Raw genomic sequence first — 13,592 nt, 5'->3', positions numbered from 1 at the left:
GGAGGGGCGGCTGGCCGTGGGCCGGGGCTCCGCCGGGTTGATGCCCCTGCTGGGCATCCGGCCCGCGTTGGGGCGGCTCTGGGGACCGGAGGGGGAGGTCCCCGGCCGCGACCGCGAGGTGGTGCTGACGCATTCCCTGTGGCAGCGCCTGTATGGCGCGGACCCCTCCGTGCTGGGGCAGAGCCTCCTGCTGGACGACGTGTCCCACGTCATCGTGGGCGTGCTGCCGGAGTCCTTCCACTTCGAGCTGGAGGTGGAGGTGTGGAAGCCCCTGGCGCTCGATGCGCTCCGGGACCGGGGGAACCTGCTGCGGGTCGTGGGACGGCTGCGTCCGGGGGTCTCCGTCGAGCAGGCCCGCGCGGAGCTGCTCCCGCTCACGCTGAACGCCGAGTCCATTCCGGGCGAGCCCCGGGTCGGCGTGAGCGTGGAGCCCCTGCATGCGTACTCCGTCGAGCAGTCCCGCACCCAGCTCCAGGTGGTGACGGGGGTCGCGGTCCTGCTGTTGCTGCTGGGGTGCGCGAACCTCACGAACCTGCTGCTCGCGAGGGGCAGCGCACGGATGCACGAGCTGGCGGTGCGCATCGCGCTGGGGGCGACCCGGCTCCAGCTCGTCCGGCAGGTGTTCGTGGAGAGCGCGGTCCGGGCCGCGTTCGGCGGTGGGGGCGGGCTGCTGCTCGCGCTCTGGGGACGGGGGCTGCTCCAGACCTTCGTCCCGCCCCAGTTCATGTCCGGCCCGGGCGTCGCCCCCTTCGTGCCAGGCCTCACGGTGGCCGTGTCCCTGGTGACGGCGGTGCTGGTGGGGCTGTTGCCCGCGCTCCACGCGTCACGTGGGGATGCCCGGGCCGTGCTCGCGCCGGTGACGCGCGGGGTACGGGGCGCCACGTCGCTGGGGTGGACCCGGTCGGCACTGGTCGTCGTGCAGCTCTCGCTGGCGCTGGTGCCGCTGGTGGGTTCGGGCCTCATGCTCCGCACGTTGTGGAAGCTCCAGGCCGTGCCCCTGGGTTTCGAGCCCCGGCAGGTCACGGTCGCGGAGGTGTTCTTCCCGATGGAGACGTTCCCGGACGAAGCGCGAGCCGCGGCCGTGGCCCAGGCCCTCACCGCGCGGCTGGAGGCCCTCTCCGGCGTGGACGCGGCGGGCTTCACCGGCGCCCTGCCCTTCTCCGGCGAAGTCTGGCGCGAGACGGCGGGCTTCCACGTCGCGGGGGCGCCACCCCCCTCCGGGACGCCTCCCCGGGCCGGGTATGTGGCCGCCAGCGCGGGCGCCTTCCGGGCCATGGGCATCGCCCTGAAGCAGGGCCGCCTCATGGAGGCAGGAGACACGGCGGGCCATCCGCCCGTGGTCGTCGTCAGCGAGACCTTCGCGCGCCGGTACCTTCCTGGCCGCGACCCCGTGGGTGCCCGGCTCCAGCTCCATGGGGACGGAGCCCCCCGGGAAGTCATCGGCGTGGTCGGGGATGTGCCCATGGAGCGCATCTCCGTGGCCCCTTCGGGGGACCTCTACGTGCCGCTGGGCCAGGACATGCGCAAGAGCCTGAACCTGGCGGTGAAGTCTTCGCTGCCCACGCCCCAGTTGCTGGCGCTGTTGCGGCAGGAGGTCCGCGCGGCCGACCCGAACCTGCGGCTGCTCAACGTCCGCCCACTGGACAGCGTGGTGGAGGCCAGTGCCGACCGGGTGCGTGTGATGGGGGGACTGCTGACGGCGTTCGCGCTGCTGGGCGTGGTCCTGGCCTCGGTGGGGCTGTATGGGTTGCTGGCCTTCTGGGTGATGCAGCGGACGCGCGAGCTGGGCATCCGGAGCGCGCTGGGCGCGACGCCTCGAGGGCTCCTCCGGCTCGTCATGTTCCAGGGGCTGCGGCTCGCGGGACTGGGGCTCACCGTGGGACTGGTGGGCGCGGGGCTCCTGGCCCATGCGCTCTCCGCGATGCTCTACGGCATCACGCCCCGCGACCCCGTCATCTTCGTGGGAGCCCCCGTGCTGCTCTTCCTCACGGCGCTGGCGGCGAGCTGGTTCCCCGCGGTCGCCGCCACCCGCGTCTCCCCCGCCGAGGCGCTCCGGCAGGACACGTAGGGGCGCCCGCCAGGATACCGGCGGTTCAACCGCCGGGCGGCTCCGGGGGCGCGTCCTTCTTCCCGCGTCCCCGCCGGGCCTTGTCGTGGGCCATCTCCGGCCGCCCCTCCGCCAGCCACGCGATGGCGTGGGCGGAGCTGGGGATGGTGAGCATCAGGAACGCGGCGACGAGCAGGCCCCGGAGCAGGAGCCAGCCGTCCCCCGTGGCCAGCGTGGCGCCAATGATGACCAGGGCTCCACCGAAAGGCACGGCGCCCGCCGCATGCACGCGCGTGAGCACCGAGGGCAGGCGGTACATGCCGATGACGGCGCAGGTGATGACGAGCAGGCCCAGCGCCACCAGGGCGTTGGCCACCCATTGCAGGAGGGTGGCCATCACCGGCGGTCCTCCTCGTCGTGGAAGGCGCGGCCGTGGTGCAGGTAGCGGGCGCCGGCCACGGTCTGCACGTAGGAGAGCAGGGCCAGCACCAGGGCCGCGTCCAGGTAGCCGGCCTCGCCGCGTGTGGCGCCGTACAGCGCCAGCACCGCGCAGATGACCAGGCCCAGGGTGTCCACGGACATGAGCACGTCCGCGGCGGAGCGCTGACGCGAGGCGAGCAGCACCAGCGCACCCAGGAGGCCCACCATCCACACGATGGCCAGCGTGAAGAAGGTTTCGTGCACGCGCCCGCCTTCCTAGGGGAACACCGCGCGCTGGTAGCGCTGGTAGAAGTTGTCCTGCTGCTGGAGCAGCTTGTCCGGATCCGACGCGTCCAGGGCGTGCATGCGCATCACGCGCTTACCCCAGTCCAGCTCCAGCAGCACCGTGCCCGGGGCCAGGGACATCACCCACGAGGACACCTGCACGCCGCGCGCGGTGCGCTCGCCCATGGGGACCTCCACCACGCCCGCGCGGTTCGCGAGGTCCGCGCGTCCGAAGATGACCGTGAGCACGTGGAAGCAGCTGCGCGCCACCAGCACGGCCAGGGCCCAGCCGAAGCGGGGCAGGTGCAGCGTGCGCCGCCAGTGCTCGCGCGCGCTCAGGACCGGCGGCAGGCCCGCCATGGGGAACAGGCGCACCACGCCCAGGGCCAGCGCCGCGCCCAGCGCGAGGTCCACCGGGTGGAAGCTGCCCACCATCAGCGCGTACAGCAGCGCCAGGGACAGCACCTGCGCGAGGAGCCGGGGGCTCATGGCAGCGTCCCCAGTCCCTGGATGGCGTCGCGCCCCGCGCGCAACAGCGGCTCCGGCCACAGCCCGATGACGATGAGCGCCAGGGACAGCGCGTAGACCACCGCGCCCGTGCCCCGGTGCAGGGCCGCGCCCTCGCGCAGCCACGGCTCGCGCTGGTAGGCGCGGAAGAGGGCCAGCAGCGACAGGGTGCTCGCCAGCACCACCAGCCCCGCGAGCAGCGTGTGCCCCTGCTCCAGCGCCGCTCGCAGCAGCCAGGCCTTGGCCCAGAAGCCCGCCGTGGGCGGCACACCCGCCGTGCTGAAGGCCGCCACCGAGTAGGCCCGGCGCGCCCGCTCGCCGCCCCGGTCCTGCGCGAGGAACAGCGCCGTCTTGTCCACCGACCCCGCCAGCGCCAGCGCCACCGCCGCGCACAGGCCTTCCCGTCCATTCAGCCCCAGCGCGGCGATGATGAGCCCCGCATGGGAGATGGACGCGTACGCCAGCACCTCGCGCGTGTCCCGCCGGGAGAGCGCCAGCACGGTGCCGTAGAGGATGCTCGTCGCGCCCAATATCTCCAGGAGCGGCCGGGCCTGCGCCATCACCTGCGGCATCACGTCCACGCCGAAGCGAAGCAGGCCATAGCTGCCGATGTTCGCCAGCGCCCCCGCGAGCAGCGCCGCCACCGTGGGGCCCGCGTCCCGGTACACCGCGGGCGCCCAGAAGTGGAACGGGAAGAAGCCCAGCTTCACGCCGAACGCGCACAGGAGCAGCGTGCCCGGCACCAGCAGCGCGTACGGCTCCCCCGCCTGGCCCCACGCGATGATGGACAGCATGTCCAGCGTGCCGGTGGTCAGGTACAGCATCACCACCGCCGTGAGGAACAGCGTGGACCCCATCAGGTTCACCACCACGAAGGTGAACGCCGCGCGCAGGTGCCGGGGCCGCTCGCCATACGACGCCAGCGCGAAGGCGGCCGTCATCGCCAGCTCGAAGAAGACGTAGAAGTTGAACGCGTCCGACGTGAAGAACACGCCCGTGAGCCCCGCGCCCAGGAAGACCACCAGCGCGGGGAAGCTGCGCGAGGTGATGCCCCCGGCCACGTGCTCGTACACGAGCGTGCCCAGGAGCACCGCCGTGGACACCAGCGCGAACACGATGGACAGCTGATCCGCGCGCAGGCGGATGCCCACCCCCACCGGCCAGTCCCCGCTGATGAACTGGGGGGCCTGCGCGCCCCAGGACTGGGGCAGGAGCCACACCATGCACCCCAGCGTGCCCGCGAGCCCCGCGATGGCCAGCCACGCCACCCACGCGCGGCGCCCATCCAGGAACGCCAGCACCACGCCCAGCACCCACGGCAGGAGCAGCGGTCCCCAGAGCGGCATCAGCGGCCCTCGCCCTTCTCCGCGGCGTGCACGCGCTTGAGCTCCGCCTCCACCAGCCGGTCCGTGCGCAGCGACCCGTGCGCCCGCTGCGTGCGGTGCACCAGCGTGAGCAGCAGCGCGGACACCGCGAAGCCGATGACGATGGCCGTCAGCGCCAGCGACTGGAGCACCGGGTCCGTCACCGGCCAGCCCTGCTCCACGCTCAGCGCCTCGCCCCGCTCCGGGAAGGAGCCCGCGAGGATGAGCAGGACGCTGGAGTTGGTGATGAGCACCGTGCCGCACGCCACGCGCACCAGCTCGCGCTCCAGCACCATGCGCACGCCGCACGCGAACAGCAGGCCCACCGCCAGGGACGCGATGAGGTTCATGGCCCGGACTCCTCTTCTTCCCCGCCCGTGCGCAGGGCGAAGCGGTCAATGACGGTGACCACCAGCCCGAAGACGATGAGCATCAGCCCTCCCTCGAAGATGAGCGCGGTGTGCAGGTGCAGCCCTCCCACGCCTATTTCCGGCTGGTCCGGGCGGGGAAAGAGGCTCATGGGCGCGTAGCCCGCCACCACGGGCAGGAACGCGGTGCCCACCACGAGCAGCAGCCCCACGCCCGCCAGCGGCGCCGCGTACCGCACCGCCACGAAGCGCCGCGCCTGGTCGCGGCCCGCCGTCACGTACTGCAACAGCACCGCGAGCCCCGCCAGCGCCCCGGCCGGAAAGCCGCCGCCCACGGATGCGCCGCCCTTCATCCAGAGCGAGAGCGCGATGATCAACGACGGCCACAGCAGCAGGCGCGACAGCGGTGGGACGAAGGAGATCATGGCTTTTCAGCGCCTTCCTTTCAGGCGCAGGAGGCTGGTGACGCCCAGCAGCGCCGCCACCACGACGGTCATCTCCCCCACGGTGTCCAGGCCGCGGAAGTCGGTGAGCACCGCGGCGACGACGTTGGGGGAGTGCGCGGCCTTCGCCAGCTCCACCGTGCGCGCGCCCACGCGGTCCGCCTGGAGATGGGACAGGGCGCTCCAGCTCAGGAGGAAGGCGCTCGCGCCCGCGACCCCGGCGGCCAGCCGGTCGCGCCCTCGCGGCTTCTGGGCCTCCTCCTGGGCGTGCTGGAGGCGGTCTGGGGGCAGCAGGGCCAGCAGGCCCGCGAAGAGCAGCGTGAAGGTGGTCTCCACCAGCACGGAGGTGAGGGCCACGTCGGGCGCGGCGGCGAAGGCGAACACCATGGCCAGGCTGAAGCCCACGCAGGAGATGAGCAGCACCAGCCGCAGGTGGCCCTTCGCGCGCAGCGTGGCCAGCGCGGCGGCGGACGCGAACGCCAGCGCCATCACCAGCGTCACATCCGCCCAGCCCACCGTGCCCACCTTGAAGCGGTCGCGCAGCGGCGTCACGCCCAGCACCGCCAGGCCCAGCAGCCCCGTGGGCACCATCACGGACGCCACCCGGTCCCGCAGGTCGCGCACCTCCTTCTCGTGCAGCCACGTGGACAGCCGGTCCAGCAGGTGCAGCAGCAGGCGGTAGCCGCGCTCGGGGCCGAACCGGGAGGTGCCCTCCAGCACGCGGGAGAGCGCGGGCGTCCACGCGCGGCGCGTGGCGAAGAGCAGCGCGCCCAGGACCCAGGCCCCCACGGCGAGCAGGTTCTCCGCGCGCGCATCCAGGTGGTACGCGAGCTCCAGCGTGGACGGCTCGCCGCGCATCGCCGCCGCGGCGGCTCGGGCGGGCGCGACGAGGAGGCCCGGCAGCACGCCCCCCAGGAGGATGGTTCCCGCGAGCACGGCCACCGGGGCCACGAGCAGCCGGGGCGCGGCGGGCACGTCGCGGCGGGGTCCCCCGAAGAGGCCCCACCACAGGCGCAGCGTGTACGCGAGCGTCAGGCCCGCGCCCACGAGCCCGGCCGCCATGAACGCGGGGCCTCTTTGCGCGAGCGCGTGGAAGAAGACCTCGTCCTTGAAGAAGCCGGCGGTGAGGGGCAGCGCGGAGAGCCCCGCCGCCGCGACGGCGCTGGCCCCCGCGAGCACGGGCAGCGAGTGGCGCAGGCCGCCGACCTCCGACAGCTTCTTCTTCCCGGTGACCTGGGTGACGGCGCCCGCGGTGAGGAACAGGGCGGCCTTGCACGGCGCGTGGATGGCGACGTAGAGCGGCGCGCCTTCGGAGCCCAGCGCCACCAGCACCAGCGCGTAGCCGTACTGCGCGATGGTGGAGTACGCGAGCACGCGCTTGAACGGATCCGCCACCAGGGCCATCAGGCTGCCCATGCCCATGGACACGAAGCCGATGGCGAGCAGGCCGTCGCGCACGCCCGTGGCGGGGGCGAACAGCGGGTAGAGGCGCTGGAGGAGGAAGACGCCCGCGGCGACCATCGCGGCCGAGTGCAGGTACGAGGACACGGGCGTGGGCGCGGCCATGGCGCGCGGGAGCCAGAAGTGGAACGGCACCTGCGCGCTCTTGCCCAGCGCGCCCACGGCCAGGCACACCAGCGCGCCGGTGGACGCGGGGTCGTGCGCGGCGCGCTCGATGACGAGCGGCAGGGAGAAGGTGCCGTAGTGGAGGCCCAGCGTCATGGCGCCCGCGAAGAAGACGACGGAGGTGGCGCCGGTGAGCACCAGCGACAGGAGCGCGGCGGCGCGCGACTCGGGGTCCTCGCGGTCGAAGCCGATGAGCAGGTACGAGATGATGGTGGTGAGGTCCAACGCCACGAAGAGCAGCAGCAGGTCATCCACGGTGACGAGCAGCACCATGGCGGCCATGAACGCGAGGATGAGCCCCTGGAAGCGCACCTCGTCGCGAGCGGGCCGGCCCTCCTCGTGGAGGTGGTGCGGCATGTACGCGCGCGAGTACAGGACGACGAGCGCGCCCACGCCGAGCGCCATCGCGGAATAGAGGCCGGACAGGCCGTCGCGCGTGAACTCCAGCGACAGTCCCCAGGAGGGGGCCCAGGGAAGCACGAGGCGGCCGGGCCCCAGCGTCCACTCCCAGGCCAGGGCCCCCAGCGCGGCGAGCGAGCCCAGGGCGCCCATCCACGCCGCGGCCCCGGTGCGCCACCGGCCCGCGACATACGCGAGCGGCGCGCACGCCAGGGCCAGGAGGATGGGCAGGAGGATGGGCATGGGCGAAGAGGCCCACGTTAGGAGTGGCCCGCCGACGCAGGCACACAACCGTCAGCCCCTCGCGCGGAGCGTCACCCCGAGGTCACTCGTGCAGGGGACGCCGTACGCTGGTGGACAGCCCGGCCGTTTCGAGCCCCGGTGCTACAGCGAGTCCAGCAGCTCCCGGCACTCGCGGCGCCAGTGGAGCGCGGTGGCGGGCACGGGGTGGACCCGCACGGAGCCGTCTGCGGGCTCTCGCGACAGCAGGCGCACCTCTTCCGGACGCACGTGCTCCAGCAGGTCCGGCGAGTGCGTGGCCAGCACCACCTGCACCGGCTGGCCTCCCGTGGACTCGCCTCGCGTCATGGCGCGCAGCAACTCCAGCACCTCGCGCACCAGGCCCGGATGCAGGGCGCGCTCCGGCTCGTCCAGCGTGAGCAGCTCCGGCAGCGGCCTTTGATAGGGCAGCACCAGGAACGCGAGCAGCCACAGCACCCCGTCCGACACGTGCTCGGGGCCGAACCACACCTCCGGGCTCCAGCGGTCGCGGAAGCGCAGCCGGAAGGAGCGGTCCTCCAGGTCGCGCGACACGTCCACGTCCGTCAGCGAGGGCACGCGCTTCGCCAGCTCCTGGGAGATGACGTCCCGCGTGGACATGGGCAGCGCCGCGAAGACGCTCGCGAGGTTGCCGCCCTTGCGCTCCAGCCACGTCGCCTTCGCGGACGAGCCTCCCCCGCGCAGCGCCTCCATGCTCAGCGACAGCTGCTGCGTGGAGTGGCCCTGGCCGGGCAAGGTGTCCATCACGCTGAACGGATACTCCACGCGCGTGCGGTCGCCGTGCGCGTAGGTCCACTCGATGCGGAGCGGACGCGATTCATCCCGCCGCCAGAAGTCCGCCGGCTCATACGCGAGCTGGTGCTGGAGCCCCTCCAGCACGGCGGTCTTCCCCGCCGCCGAGGGCCCCACCAGGATGGTCATTGGCTCCAGGGCGAGTTGCACGCGAAGCAGGCACCGGAAGTGCTCGAAACGAACAGAGGCAATCACGGCCGCGAGCCTAGCGGCCTCCCCCCAGGGGCCGTCCATGGCTCCGCCCGGACCCATGCCTCGACGCAGGGTGTCCTTCATGCCCTCCAGGCGGCCAGGCCCTTCCCTGGCGCTGTCTTCGCTCGGAGTGAAACAAGTCTCACCCTCTATTCAGGAGGCGCACCGCGCACGGCCAGCGGCCGGGACAGGGGGGAGGGATGCGGACACGGGGACGGATCCAGGCCGTGGAGCTCGCGCTGGCGCCGTGGAACCTCCTGCGCGACGCGGTGCTTCCTGGCGCGCTCGCGGGAACACTGGGCGCCTTCGCGATGGCGGTCCTCGCCTGCGCGTTCACGGCCGTGCTGCACGGCGAGCCCTGGCGGCCCGCGCTCCTCGTGGCGGGCCTGTTCCTCCGCGATGGCTCGGCGCACGGTGCCGTGGCGGTGTTGCTCGGGCTGTTCATCCACTTCGCCGTGGCCGGAGGCCTGGCCACGAACTTCGCGCTCCTGCTGCCACGACGGGGGACCGCCGTCTCGGCGCTCTGCCTGGGACTGCTGTACAGCCTGGGCCTGTGGGCGGTGATGACCTGGCTGGTGATTCCCTTCGCTTCGCCACCCCTCTCTCGCGAGGCCCCTTCCGCGCTGTTGCTCCTGCTGCACGTCGCCTTCGGCGCGGCGCTCGGAACGGTGCCCGCCTTCCGGGACGTCCTCACCCGCGCGGACCGGCTGCGCCGTCGGTTCCGGGCCTTGATGGCCGCCACGTCCTGACCCTCACGGCTCACGAGGCCCCGCGGGCCCTGGAGGCTTCGCGCCCCCCGGGTCCTCCAGCCGTCCCGGCAGGGGCTCCACGGGGAACGGGCCTGGAGGCACCGTGGGTGCGAAGCGCGTGCGCGTCTCCAGCACGCACACCGTCAGCAGCACCGCCACGAACACCACCGACGTGAGCAGCACCAGCCCGTTGCTCGCGCGCTGTTCTCGCAGGTGCATGTAGAACAGGGCAATCAACAGCCCCTTCGCTCCCGCGATGAGCAGCGCCACCGGCAGCGACCACGCGCCGTGCGGCAGCCGGTGCAGCCCGTACGTCAGCGCCGTCAACGCGAGCAGCACCACCCCCACGGCCAGCACCCCGGCCACGCCCAGCTGACGCCCCGGCCTCTCCTCCGCGTCCTCCGTCACGGGCCCGCTCCTCACGCCAGGTACAGGATGGGATAGACGAACAACCAGACGACATCCACCAGGTGCCAGTACATGCCGCCCAGCTCCACCGGCGTGGCGTACCCCGCGCCGAACGTCCCCGCCGCGGACCGCACGCCCAGCACCGTCAACACCCCCACGCCCACCGTCACGTGCAGCGCGTGGAAGCCCGTCAGCAGGAAGTACAGCGTGAAGAAGAGGCTCGCGCCCACGCGCGGCACCTCCGTGAACCGGTACGCGTCCCCCGGCAGCCCGCCCTCCTTCACGTGGTGCGCGTACTCCACGCCCTTCACCGCCAGGAACACGACGCCCAGGAGCGCCGCCGCCAGCAGCAGCGCTCCGCCCAGCCCGGGCCTGTCGCCTCGCACCGCGTGCACCGCGAGCGCCACCAGGATGCTGCTCGTCACCAGGAGGAACGTGTTCAGCGTGCCCAGCCCCACGTCCATCGTGAGCTGCGCCGCGCGGAACACCTCCGGGTACACCGAGCGATACACGCCATAGGCCGTGAACAACCCCGCGAACAGCAACACCTCCGTCGCGATGAAGACCCACATGCCCAGGTACGCGGCCTGACGGCGCGCGCCCTCGGAGCCCCAGTGCTCCGTGACGGCCTCAGGCGGCATGCGGCACCTCCTCCCGCGCGTACTCGTGCGGGCCGGTGGGGTACTTGGGCGGTGTGGAGAAGTTGTGGGTGGGCGGCGGGGACGCGGACTTCCATTCGAAGCCCTCGCTGCCCCACGGGTTGTCCCCCGCGACGGCGCCGGACTTCAGGCTCCACGCCAGGTACCCCGCGATGATCAGGAACCCGAACGCCAGGAGCGACGCGCCCGCCGTGGACGCCACGTGCAGCGACTGGAAGTGCGGCGGATAGTCCGCGTACCTCCGGGGCATCCCCAGGTTGCCCAGCAGGAACTGCGGCACGAACGTGGTGATGAAGCCGAAGATGATCAGCACCGCCGCGCCGTTGGCCAGCTTCGCGGGGAAGCACCTCCCGGACATCTTCGGGAACCAGTAGTGCAGCGCCGCCAGGAACGCCATCACCGTCGCCCCCACCATGATGAAGTGGAAGTGCGCCACCACCGAGTACGTGTCGTGCCAGTGCAGGTTCAACGACGTGGTCGCGTACGCCACGCCAATCATCCCCCCGAAGAAGAGGAAGAACATGAACCCCAACGTGTAGAGCAGCGGTGACTCCAGCGCGATGGAGCCCCGGTAGAGCGTGCCCAGCCAGGAGAAGATCTTGATGGCCGTGAAGATGGCCACCAGCATCGACATGGCGCCGAACGCGCCGGAGCCGAACGTGGACTGGCCGGACGCGAACATGTGGTGGCCCCAGGTGAAGAACCCCACGAACGCGATGCCCAGCGTGGAATACACAATCATCCGGTAGCTGAAGGCGTTCTTGCGGCTGAAGGCACACACCGCCTCGCTGATGACGCCCATGGATGGCAGCACCATGATGTAGACGGCCGGGTGGCTGTAGAACCAGAACAGGTGCTGGAAGAGCAGCGGGTCTCCTCCGCGCGCGGGGTCGAAGATGCCCGCGCCCACCACCCGCTCCAGCGCCACCAGCAGCAGCACCATGCCCAGCACCGGCGTCGCCAGCACCTGGATGATGGACGTGCCGTAGATGGCCCAGACGAACAGCGGCAGCTTCATCCACGTGAGGCCCGGCGCCCGCAGCGTGTGCACCGTGGCGATGAAGTTGAGGCCGGTGAGGATGGTGGAGAACCCGATGATGAACACGCCCAGCAGCACCGGCAGCACCGCCGTGCCCGTGGTGGTGCTGTAGGGCGTGTAGAAGGTCCAGCCCGTGTCCGCGCCGCCCTCGAGCATGCCCCACAGCGTGACGCTGGCGCCCAGCACGTAGAGGTACACGGACGCCAGGTTGAGCCGGGGGAAGGCCACGTCCCTGGCGCCAATCATCAGCGGCACCAGGAAGTTGCCGAAGGCGGACGGGATGGCCGGAATCATGAACAGCCACACCATGGTGACGCCATGGAGCGTGAACATCCGGTTGTACGCCAGGTGCCCCATGATGGTGCGGCCGGGCGTGAGCAGTTCAATGCGCAGCGCCAGCGCGAACAGGCCGCCCAGGAGGAAGAAGAACAGCGTCAGCCCCAGGAACATCAGGCCAATGCGCTTGTGGTCGTGCGTCGTGAGCCACGACCACACGGTGCGCCCGTCCGTCAGGTAGGACTCAGCGGCCGGTGGGGACATAGACGGGCTCCTCGGCCGCGGTGACGCCCGGGCGCGTGGGACGCAGGGACTTGATGAACTCCACGAGCGCGCCGGAGTCCTCCGCGCTCAAGCGGCCGTGGTAGCCGGGCATCACGGGCGCGTAGCCGGCCACCACCTTCGCCAGCGGATCCATCATGGACTCGGTGAGGTACGCCTCGTCCGCGAGCACGGCGCCGCCGCCCTCCAGCGGCTCCTGCCTTCCGTACAACCCCAGCCACGTGGGACCGATGTGCGGCGCGCCCGTCACCGTGTGGCATTGCAGGCAGCCCTGCGCGGCGGCGACGCGCTCGCCCCTCACGGCCATCGTCTCTTGGATGCGGGCGCCGGGCAGCGCGGCCACGGGGAGGTTGCGGCGCTGCGCGTCCTGCCACGCGTCGAAGTCCGCGGGCGGCAGCACCACCACCTCGCCGCGCATCTGGGAGTGGTCCAGCCCGCAGTACTCCGCGCACAGCACCAGGTGGCGGCCGGGCTTCGGCGCTTCGAACCAGAGGTCGGTGTAGCGGCCGGGCAGCGCGTCGCGCTTCATGCGGAAGTCCGGCACGTAGAAGGAGTGGATGACGTCTCGCGAGGTGAGCAGCAGCCGCACGGGCCGGCCCGCGGGCACCACCAGCGTGTCGATGGCGCTGGGGCCTCCGGGATAGGTGAACTTCCACATCCACTGCTTGCCGGTGACGTACACGTCCAGCGCGTCCCGCGGCGGGCTCATCACCCAGACGAACTGCTGGAAGCCCAGGACGAACCAGAGCAGGAACAGCGACAGCGGCACGCCGATGAACAGCGCCTCCATCCACACGGGCGCCAGCACGCGCGGCGTGGGGTCCGACGCGGAGCGCCGGCGGTAGCGCACGAGGAAGACGAGGCCGACGGCGCCAATGCCCAACGCCACCGCCAGCGTGGTGAGGAGCAGGACGTAGTGCAGGTGATCCACCTTCACGGCGAAGGTGGAGGCCTGCTCCGGGAGGAAGAAGAGGCGGCGCAGCAGCTCGTTCATCGCGCGCCTCCTTCGGGCTCGGAGAGCAGCTGGCGCATGGCCGCGTCGATGGGCTGGTGGATGACGCCCGCGTCCACGTCCACCCAGCCGTAGCCCTCCAGCCGCTCGCGCTGCCGTGCCTTCAGCGCGTCCGCGCGCCGGTCCAGCGTGAAGGGGGCCTGGTCGACCATGCCCACCTGAAGGGTGCCCGGGGGCATGGGCAGGGGACGCTCGGAGGCAGGACGCCACAGGAGCCACAGCCCCCACGCCACGACGCAGGCCGCCGCGAGCAGCCCGAGTGCCACGCTCCCGACGCGCAGGAGCCACGCGGTGGGCAGCCGCTCCAGTTCCGGAGGGGGTGGGCGGGCTTCGCTCATGGCGGACGCACCTGGAGCGAGTGGACGAGGTAGGGGTCCGCCACGGGCACGGGGTAGGTGCCGCGCGAGAGCCAGAGGGCCGCCGCCACGGACAGCCCGCCCACGCC

The 13,592-nt window shown here is 72.1% G+C and carries 15 protein-coding genes; 2 read left to right on the top strand and 13 right to left on the bottom strand.

What is annotated here, in order from left to right:
* Nucleotides 1-2,068: ADOP family duplicated permease (locus tag D7W81_RS33025; protein WP_147445706.1), on the top strand; the 2,068-nt coding region annotated here is incomplete at its 5' end.
* A 25-nt stretch (nt 2,069-2,093) separates the two neighbouring features.
* On the opposite strand, the gene D7W81_RS33020 is transcribed toward D7W81_RS33025, so the two are convergent.
* The 8 genes from D7W81_RS33020 to D7W81_RS32985 form a co-directional block, all read right to left on the bottom strand.
* Nucleotides 2,094-2,444 (bottom strand): cation:proton antiporter, encoded by a 351-nt coding sequence (locus tag D7W81_RS33020; protein WP_120559385.1) that lies wholly within the window; start codon nt 2,442-2,444, stop codon nt 2,094-2,096.
* Nucleotides 2,444-2,731 carry an MrpF/PhaF family protein gene (locus tag D7W81_RS33015; protein ID WP_120559384.1) on the bottom strand — a complete coding sequence of 96 codons (288 nt, stop codon included), beginning with the start codon at nt 2,729-2,731 and terminating at the stop codon, nt 2,444-2,446. The genes D7W81_RS33020 and D7W81_RS33015 overlap by 1 nt, the downstream gene beginning before the upstream one ends.
* A 12-nt stretch (nt 2,732-2,743) precedes the next feature.
* Nucleotides 2,744-3,241, bottom strand: a complete 498-nt coding sequence (locus D7W81_RS33010; protein ID WP_120559383.1) for a Na+/H+ antiporter subunit E — start codon at nt 3,239-3,241, stop codon at nt 2,744-2,746.
* Nucleotides 3,238-4,605: a complex I subunit 5 family protein gene (locus D7W81_RS44250; RefSeq protein ID WP_120559382.1), complete on the bottom strand. Its 1,368-nt coding sequence runs from the start codon at nt 4,603-4,605 to the stop codon at nt 3,238-3,240. Before D7W81_RS44250 ends, D7W81_RS33010 begins: the two co-directional genes overlap by 4 nt.
* Nucleotides 4,605-4,973, bottom strand: coding sequence for a sodium:proton antiporter (locus D7W81_RS33000; RefSeq protein ID WP_120559381.1), 369 nt, complete (start codon nt 4,971-4,973; stop codon nt 4,605-4,607). Before D7W81_RS33000 ends, D7W81_RS44250 begins: the two co-directional genes overlap by 1 nt.
* Entirely contained in the window at nt 4,970-5,416 is a 447-nt protein-coding gene (locus tag D7W81_RS32995) for an MnhB domain-containing protein (protein ID WP_120559380.1), read from the bottom strand. Before D7W81_RS32995 ends, D7W81_RS33000 begins: the two co-directional genes overlap by 4 nt.
* A 6-nt stretch (nt 5,417-5,422) precedes the next feature.
* Nucleotides 5,423-7,702, bottom strand: coding sequence for a hydrogen gas-evolving membrane-bound hydrogenase subunit E (gene mbhE / locus D7W81_RS32990; RefSeq protein WP_120559379.1), 2,280 nt, complete (start codon nt 7,700-7,702; stop codon nt 5,423-5,425).
* A 141-nt stretch (nt 7,703-7,843) separates the two neighbouring features.
* Entirely contained in the window at nt 7,844-8,806 is a 963-nt protein-coding gene (locus tag D7W81_RS32985) for an AAA family ATPase (protein WP_120559378.1), read from the bottom strand.
* Nucleotides 8,807-8,922: 116 nt separating this feature from the next.
* On the opposite strand from D7W81_RS32985, the gene D7W81_RS32980 reads away from it, so the two are divergent.
* On the top strand, nt 8,923-9,471 hold the full coding sequence (locus tag D7W81_RS32980) for a hypothetical protein (RefSeq protein WP_120559377.1): 549 nt from the start codon (nt 8,923-8,925) through the stop codon (nt 9,469-9,471).
* A gap of 3 nt (nt 9,472-9,474) precedes the next feature.
* Here the strand turns inward: D7W81_RS32980 and D7W81_RS32975 are convergent, their stop codons facing one another.
* The 5 genes from D7W81_RS32975 to D7W81_RS32955 are packed head-to-tail and all read right to left on the bottom strand — an operon-like array spanning nt 9,475 to nt 13,485.
* A complete protein-coding gene (locus tag D7W81_RS32975; RefSeq protein ID WP_244227577.1) occupies nt 9,475-9,879 on the bottom strand; it encodes a cytochrome C oxidase subunit IV family protein in 405 nt (134 codons plus the stop codon).
* A gap of 11 nt (nt 9,880-9,890) precedes the next feature.
* Nucleotides 9,891-10,520 carry a cytochrome c oxidase subunit 3 gene (locus tag D7W81_RS32970; RefSeq protein ID WP_120559376.1) on the bottom strand — a complete coding sequence of 210 codons (630 nt, stop codon included), beginning with the start codon at nt 10,518-10,520 and terminating at the stop codon, nt 9,891-9,893.
* Complete coding sequence (locus tag D7W81_RS32965; protein ID WP_120559375.1) at nt 10,510-12,117, bottom strand: cbb3-type cytochrome c oxidase subunit I; 1,608 nt, start codon at nt 12,115-12,117, stop codon at nt 10,510-10,512. The genes D7W81_RS32970 and D7W81_RS32965 overlap by 11 nt, the downstream gene beginning before the upstream one ends.
* Nucleotides 12,098-13,129 carry a cytochrome c oxidase subunit II gene (gene coxB, locus D7W81_RS32960; protein WP_120559374.1) on the bottom strand — a complete coding sequence of 344 codons (1,032 nt, stop codon included), beginning with the start codon at nt 13,127-13,129 and terminating at the stop codon, nt 12,098-12,100. Before coxB ends, D7W81_RS32965 begins: the two co-directional genes overlap by 20 nt.
* The gene (locus D7W81_RS32955; protein WP_120559373.1) at nt 13,126-13,485 is read right to left on the bottom strand and encodes a hypothetical protein; all 360 of its coding nucleotides are present in this window, start codon (nt 13,483-13,485) and stop codon (nt 13,126-13,128) included. Before D7W81_RS32955 ends, coxB begins: the two co-directional genes overlap by 4 nt.
* Nucleotides 13,486-13,592 lie beyond the last annotated feature (107 nt).

Origin of the sequence: Corallococcus aberystwythensis, from assembly GCF_003612165.1 — a bacterium.
In the GTDB taxonomy this organism is placed as follows: Bacteria; Myxococcota; Myxococcia; order Myxococcales; family Myxococcaceae; genus Corallococcus; species Corallococcus aberystwythensis.
The sequence above is the reverse complement of the archived record's forward strand: the minus strand, read 5'-3'. Positions and strand labels throughout refer to the sequence as shown.

What these genes read in the sequence shown, in the direction of transcription:
- D7W81_RS33020 (WP_120559385.1), bottom strand. Translation starts at nt 2,444, where the DNA reads ATGGCCACCCTCCTGCAATGGGTGGCCAACGCCCTGGTGGCGCTGGGC.
- D7W81_RS33010 (WP_120559383.1), bottom strand. Translation starts at nt 3,241, where the DNA reads ATGAGCCCCCGGCTCCTCGCGCAGGTGCTGTCCCTGGCGCTGCTGTAC.
- D7W81_RS44250 (WP_120559382.1), bottom strand. Translation starts at nt 4,605, where the DNA reads ATGCCGCTCTGGGGACCGCTGCTCCTGCCGTGGGTGCTGGGCGTGGTG.
- D7W81_RS33000 (WP_120559381.1), bottom strand. Translation starts at nt 4,973, where the DNA reads ATGAACCTCATCGCGTCCCTGGCGGTGGGCCTGCTGTTCGCGTGCGGC.
- D7W81_RS32995 (WP_120559380.1), bottom strand. Translation starts at nt 5,416, where the DNA reads ATGATCTCCTTCGTCCCACCGCTGTCGCGCCTGCTGCTGTGGCCGTCG.
- mbhE (WP_120559379.1), bottom strand. Translation starts at nt 7,702, where the DNA reads ATGCCCATCCTCCTGCCCATCCTCCTGGCCCTGGCGTGCGCGCCGCTC.
- D7W81_RS32985 (WP_120559378.1), bottom strand. Translation starts at nt 8,806, where the DNA reads ATGAAGGACACCCTGCGTCGAGGCATGGGTCCGGGCGGAGCCATGGAC.
- D7W81_RS32980 (WP_120559377.1), top strand. Translation starts at nt 8,923, where the DNA reads ATGCGGACACGGGGACGGATCCAGGCCGTGGAGCTCGCGCTGGCGCCG.
- D7W81_RS32970 (WP_120559376.1), bottom strand. Translation starts at nt 10,520, where the DNA reads ATGCCGCCTGAGGCCGTCACGGAGCACTGGGGCTCCGAGGGCGCGCGC.
- D7W81_RS32965 (WP_120559375.1), bottom strand. Translation starts at nt 12,117, where the DNA reads ATGTCCCCACCGGCCGCTGAGTCCTACCTGACGGACGGGCGCACCGTG.
- coxB (WP_120559374.1), bottom strand. Translation starts at nt 13,129, where the DNA reads ATGAACGAGCTGCTGCGCCGCCTCTTCTTCCTCCCGGAGCAGGCCTCC.
- D7W81_RS32955 (WP_120559373.1), bottom strand. Translation starts at nt 13,485, where the DNA reads ATGAGCGAAGCCCGCCCACCCCCTCCGGAACTGGAGCGGCTGCCCACC.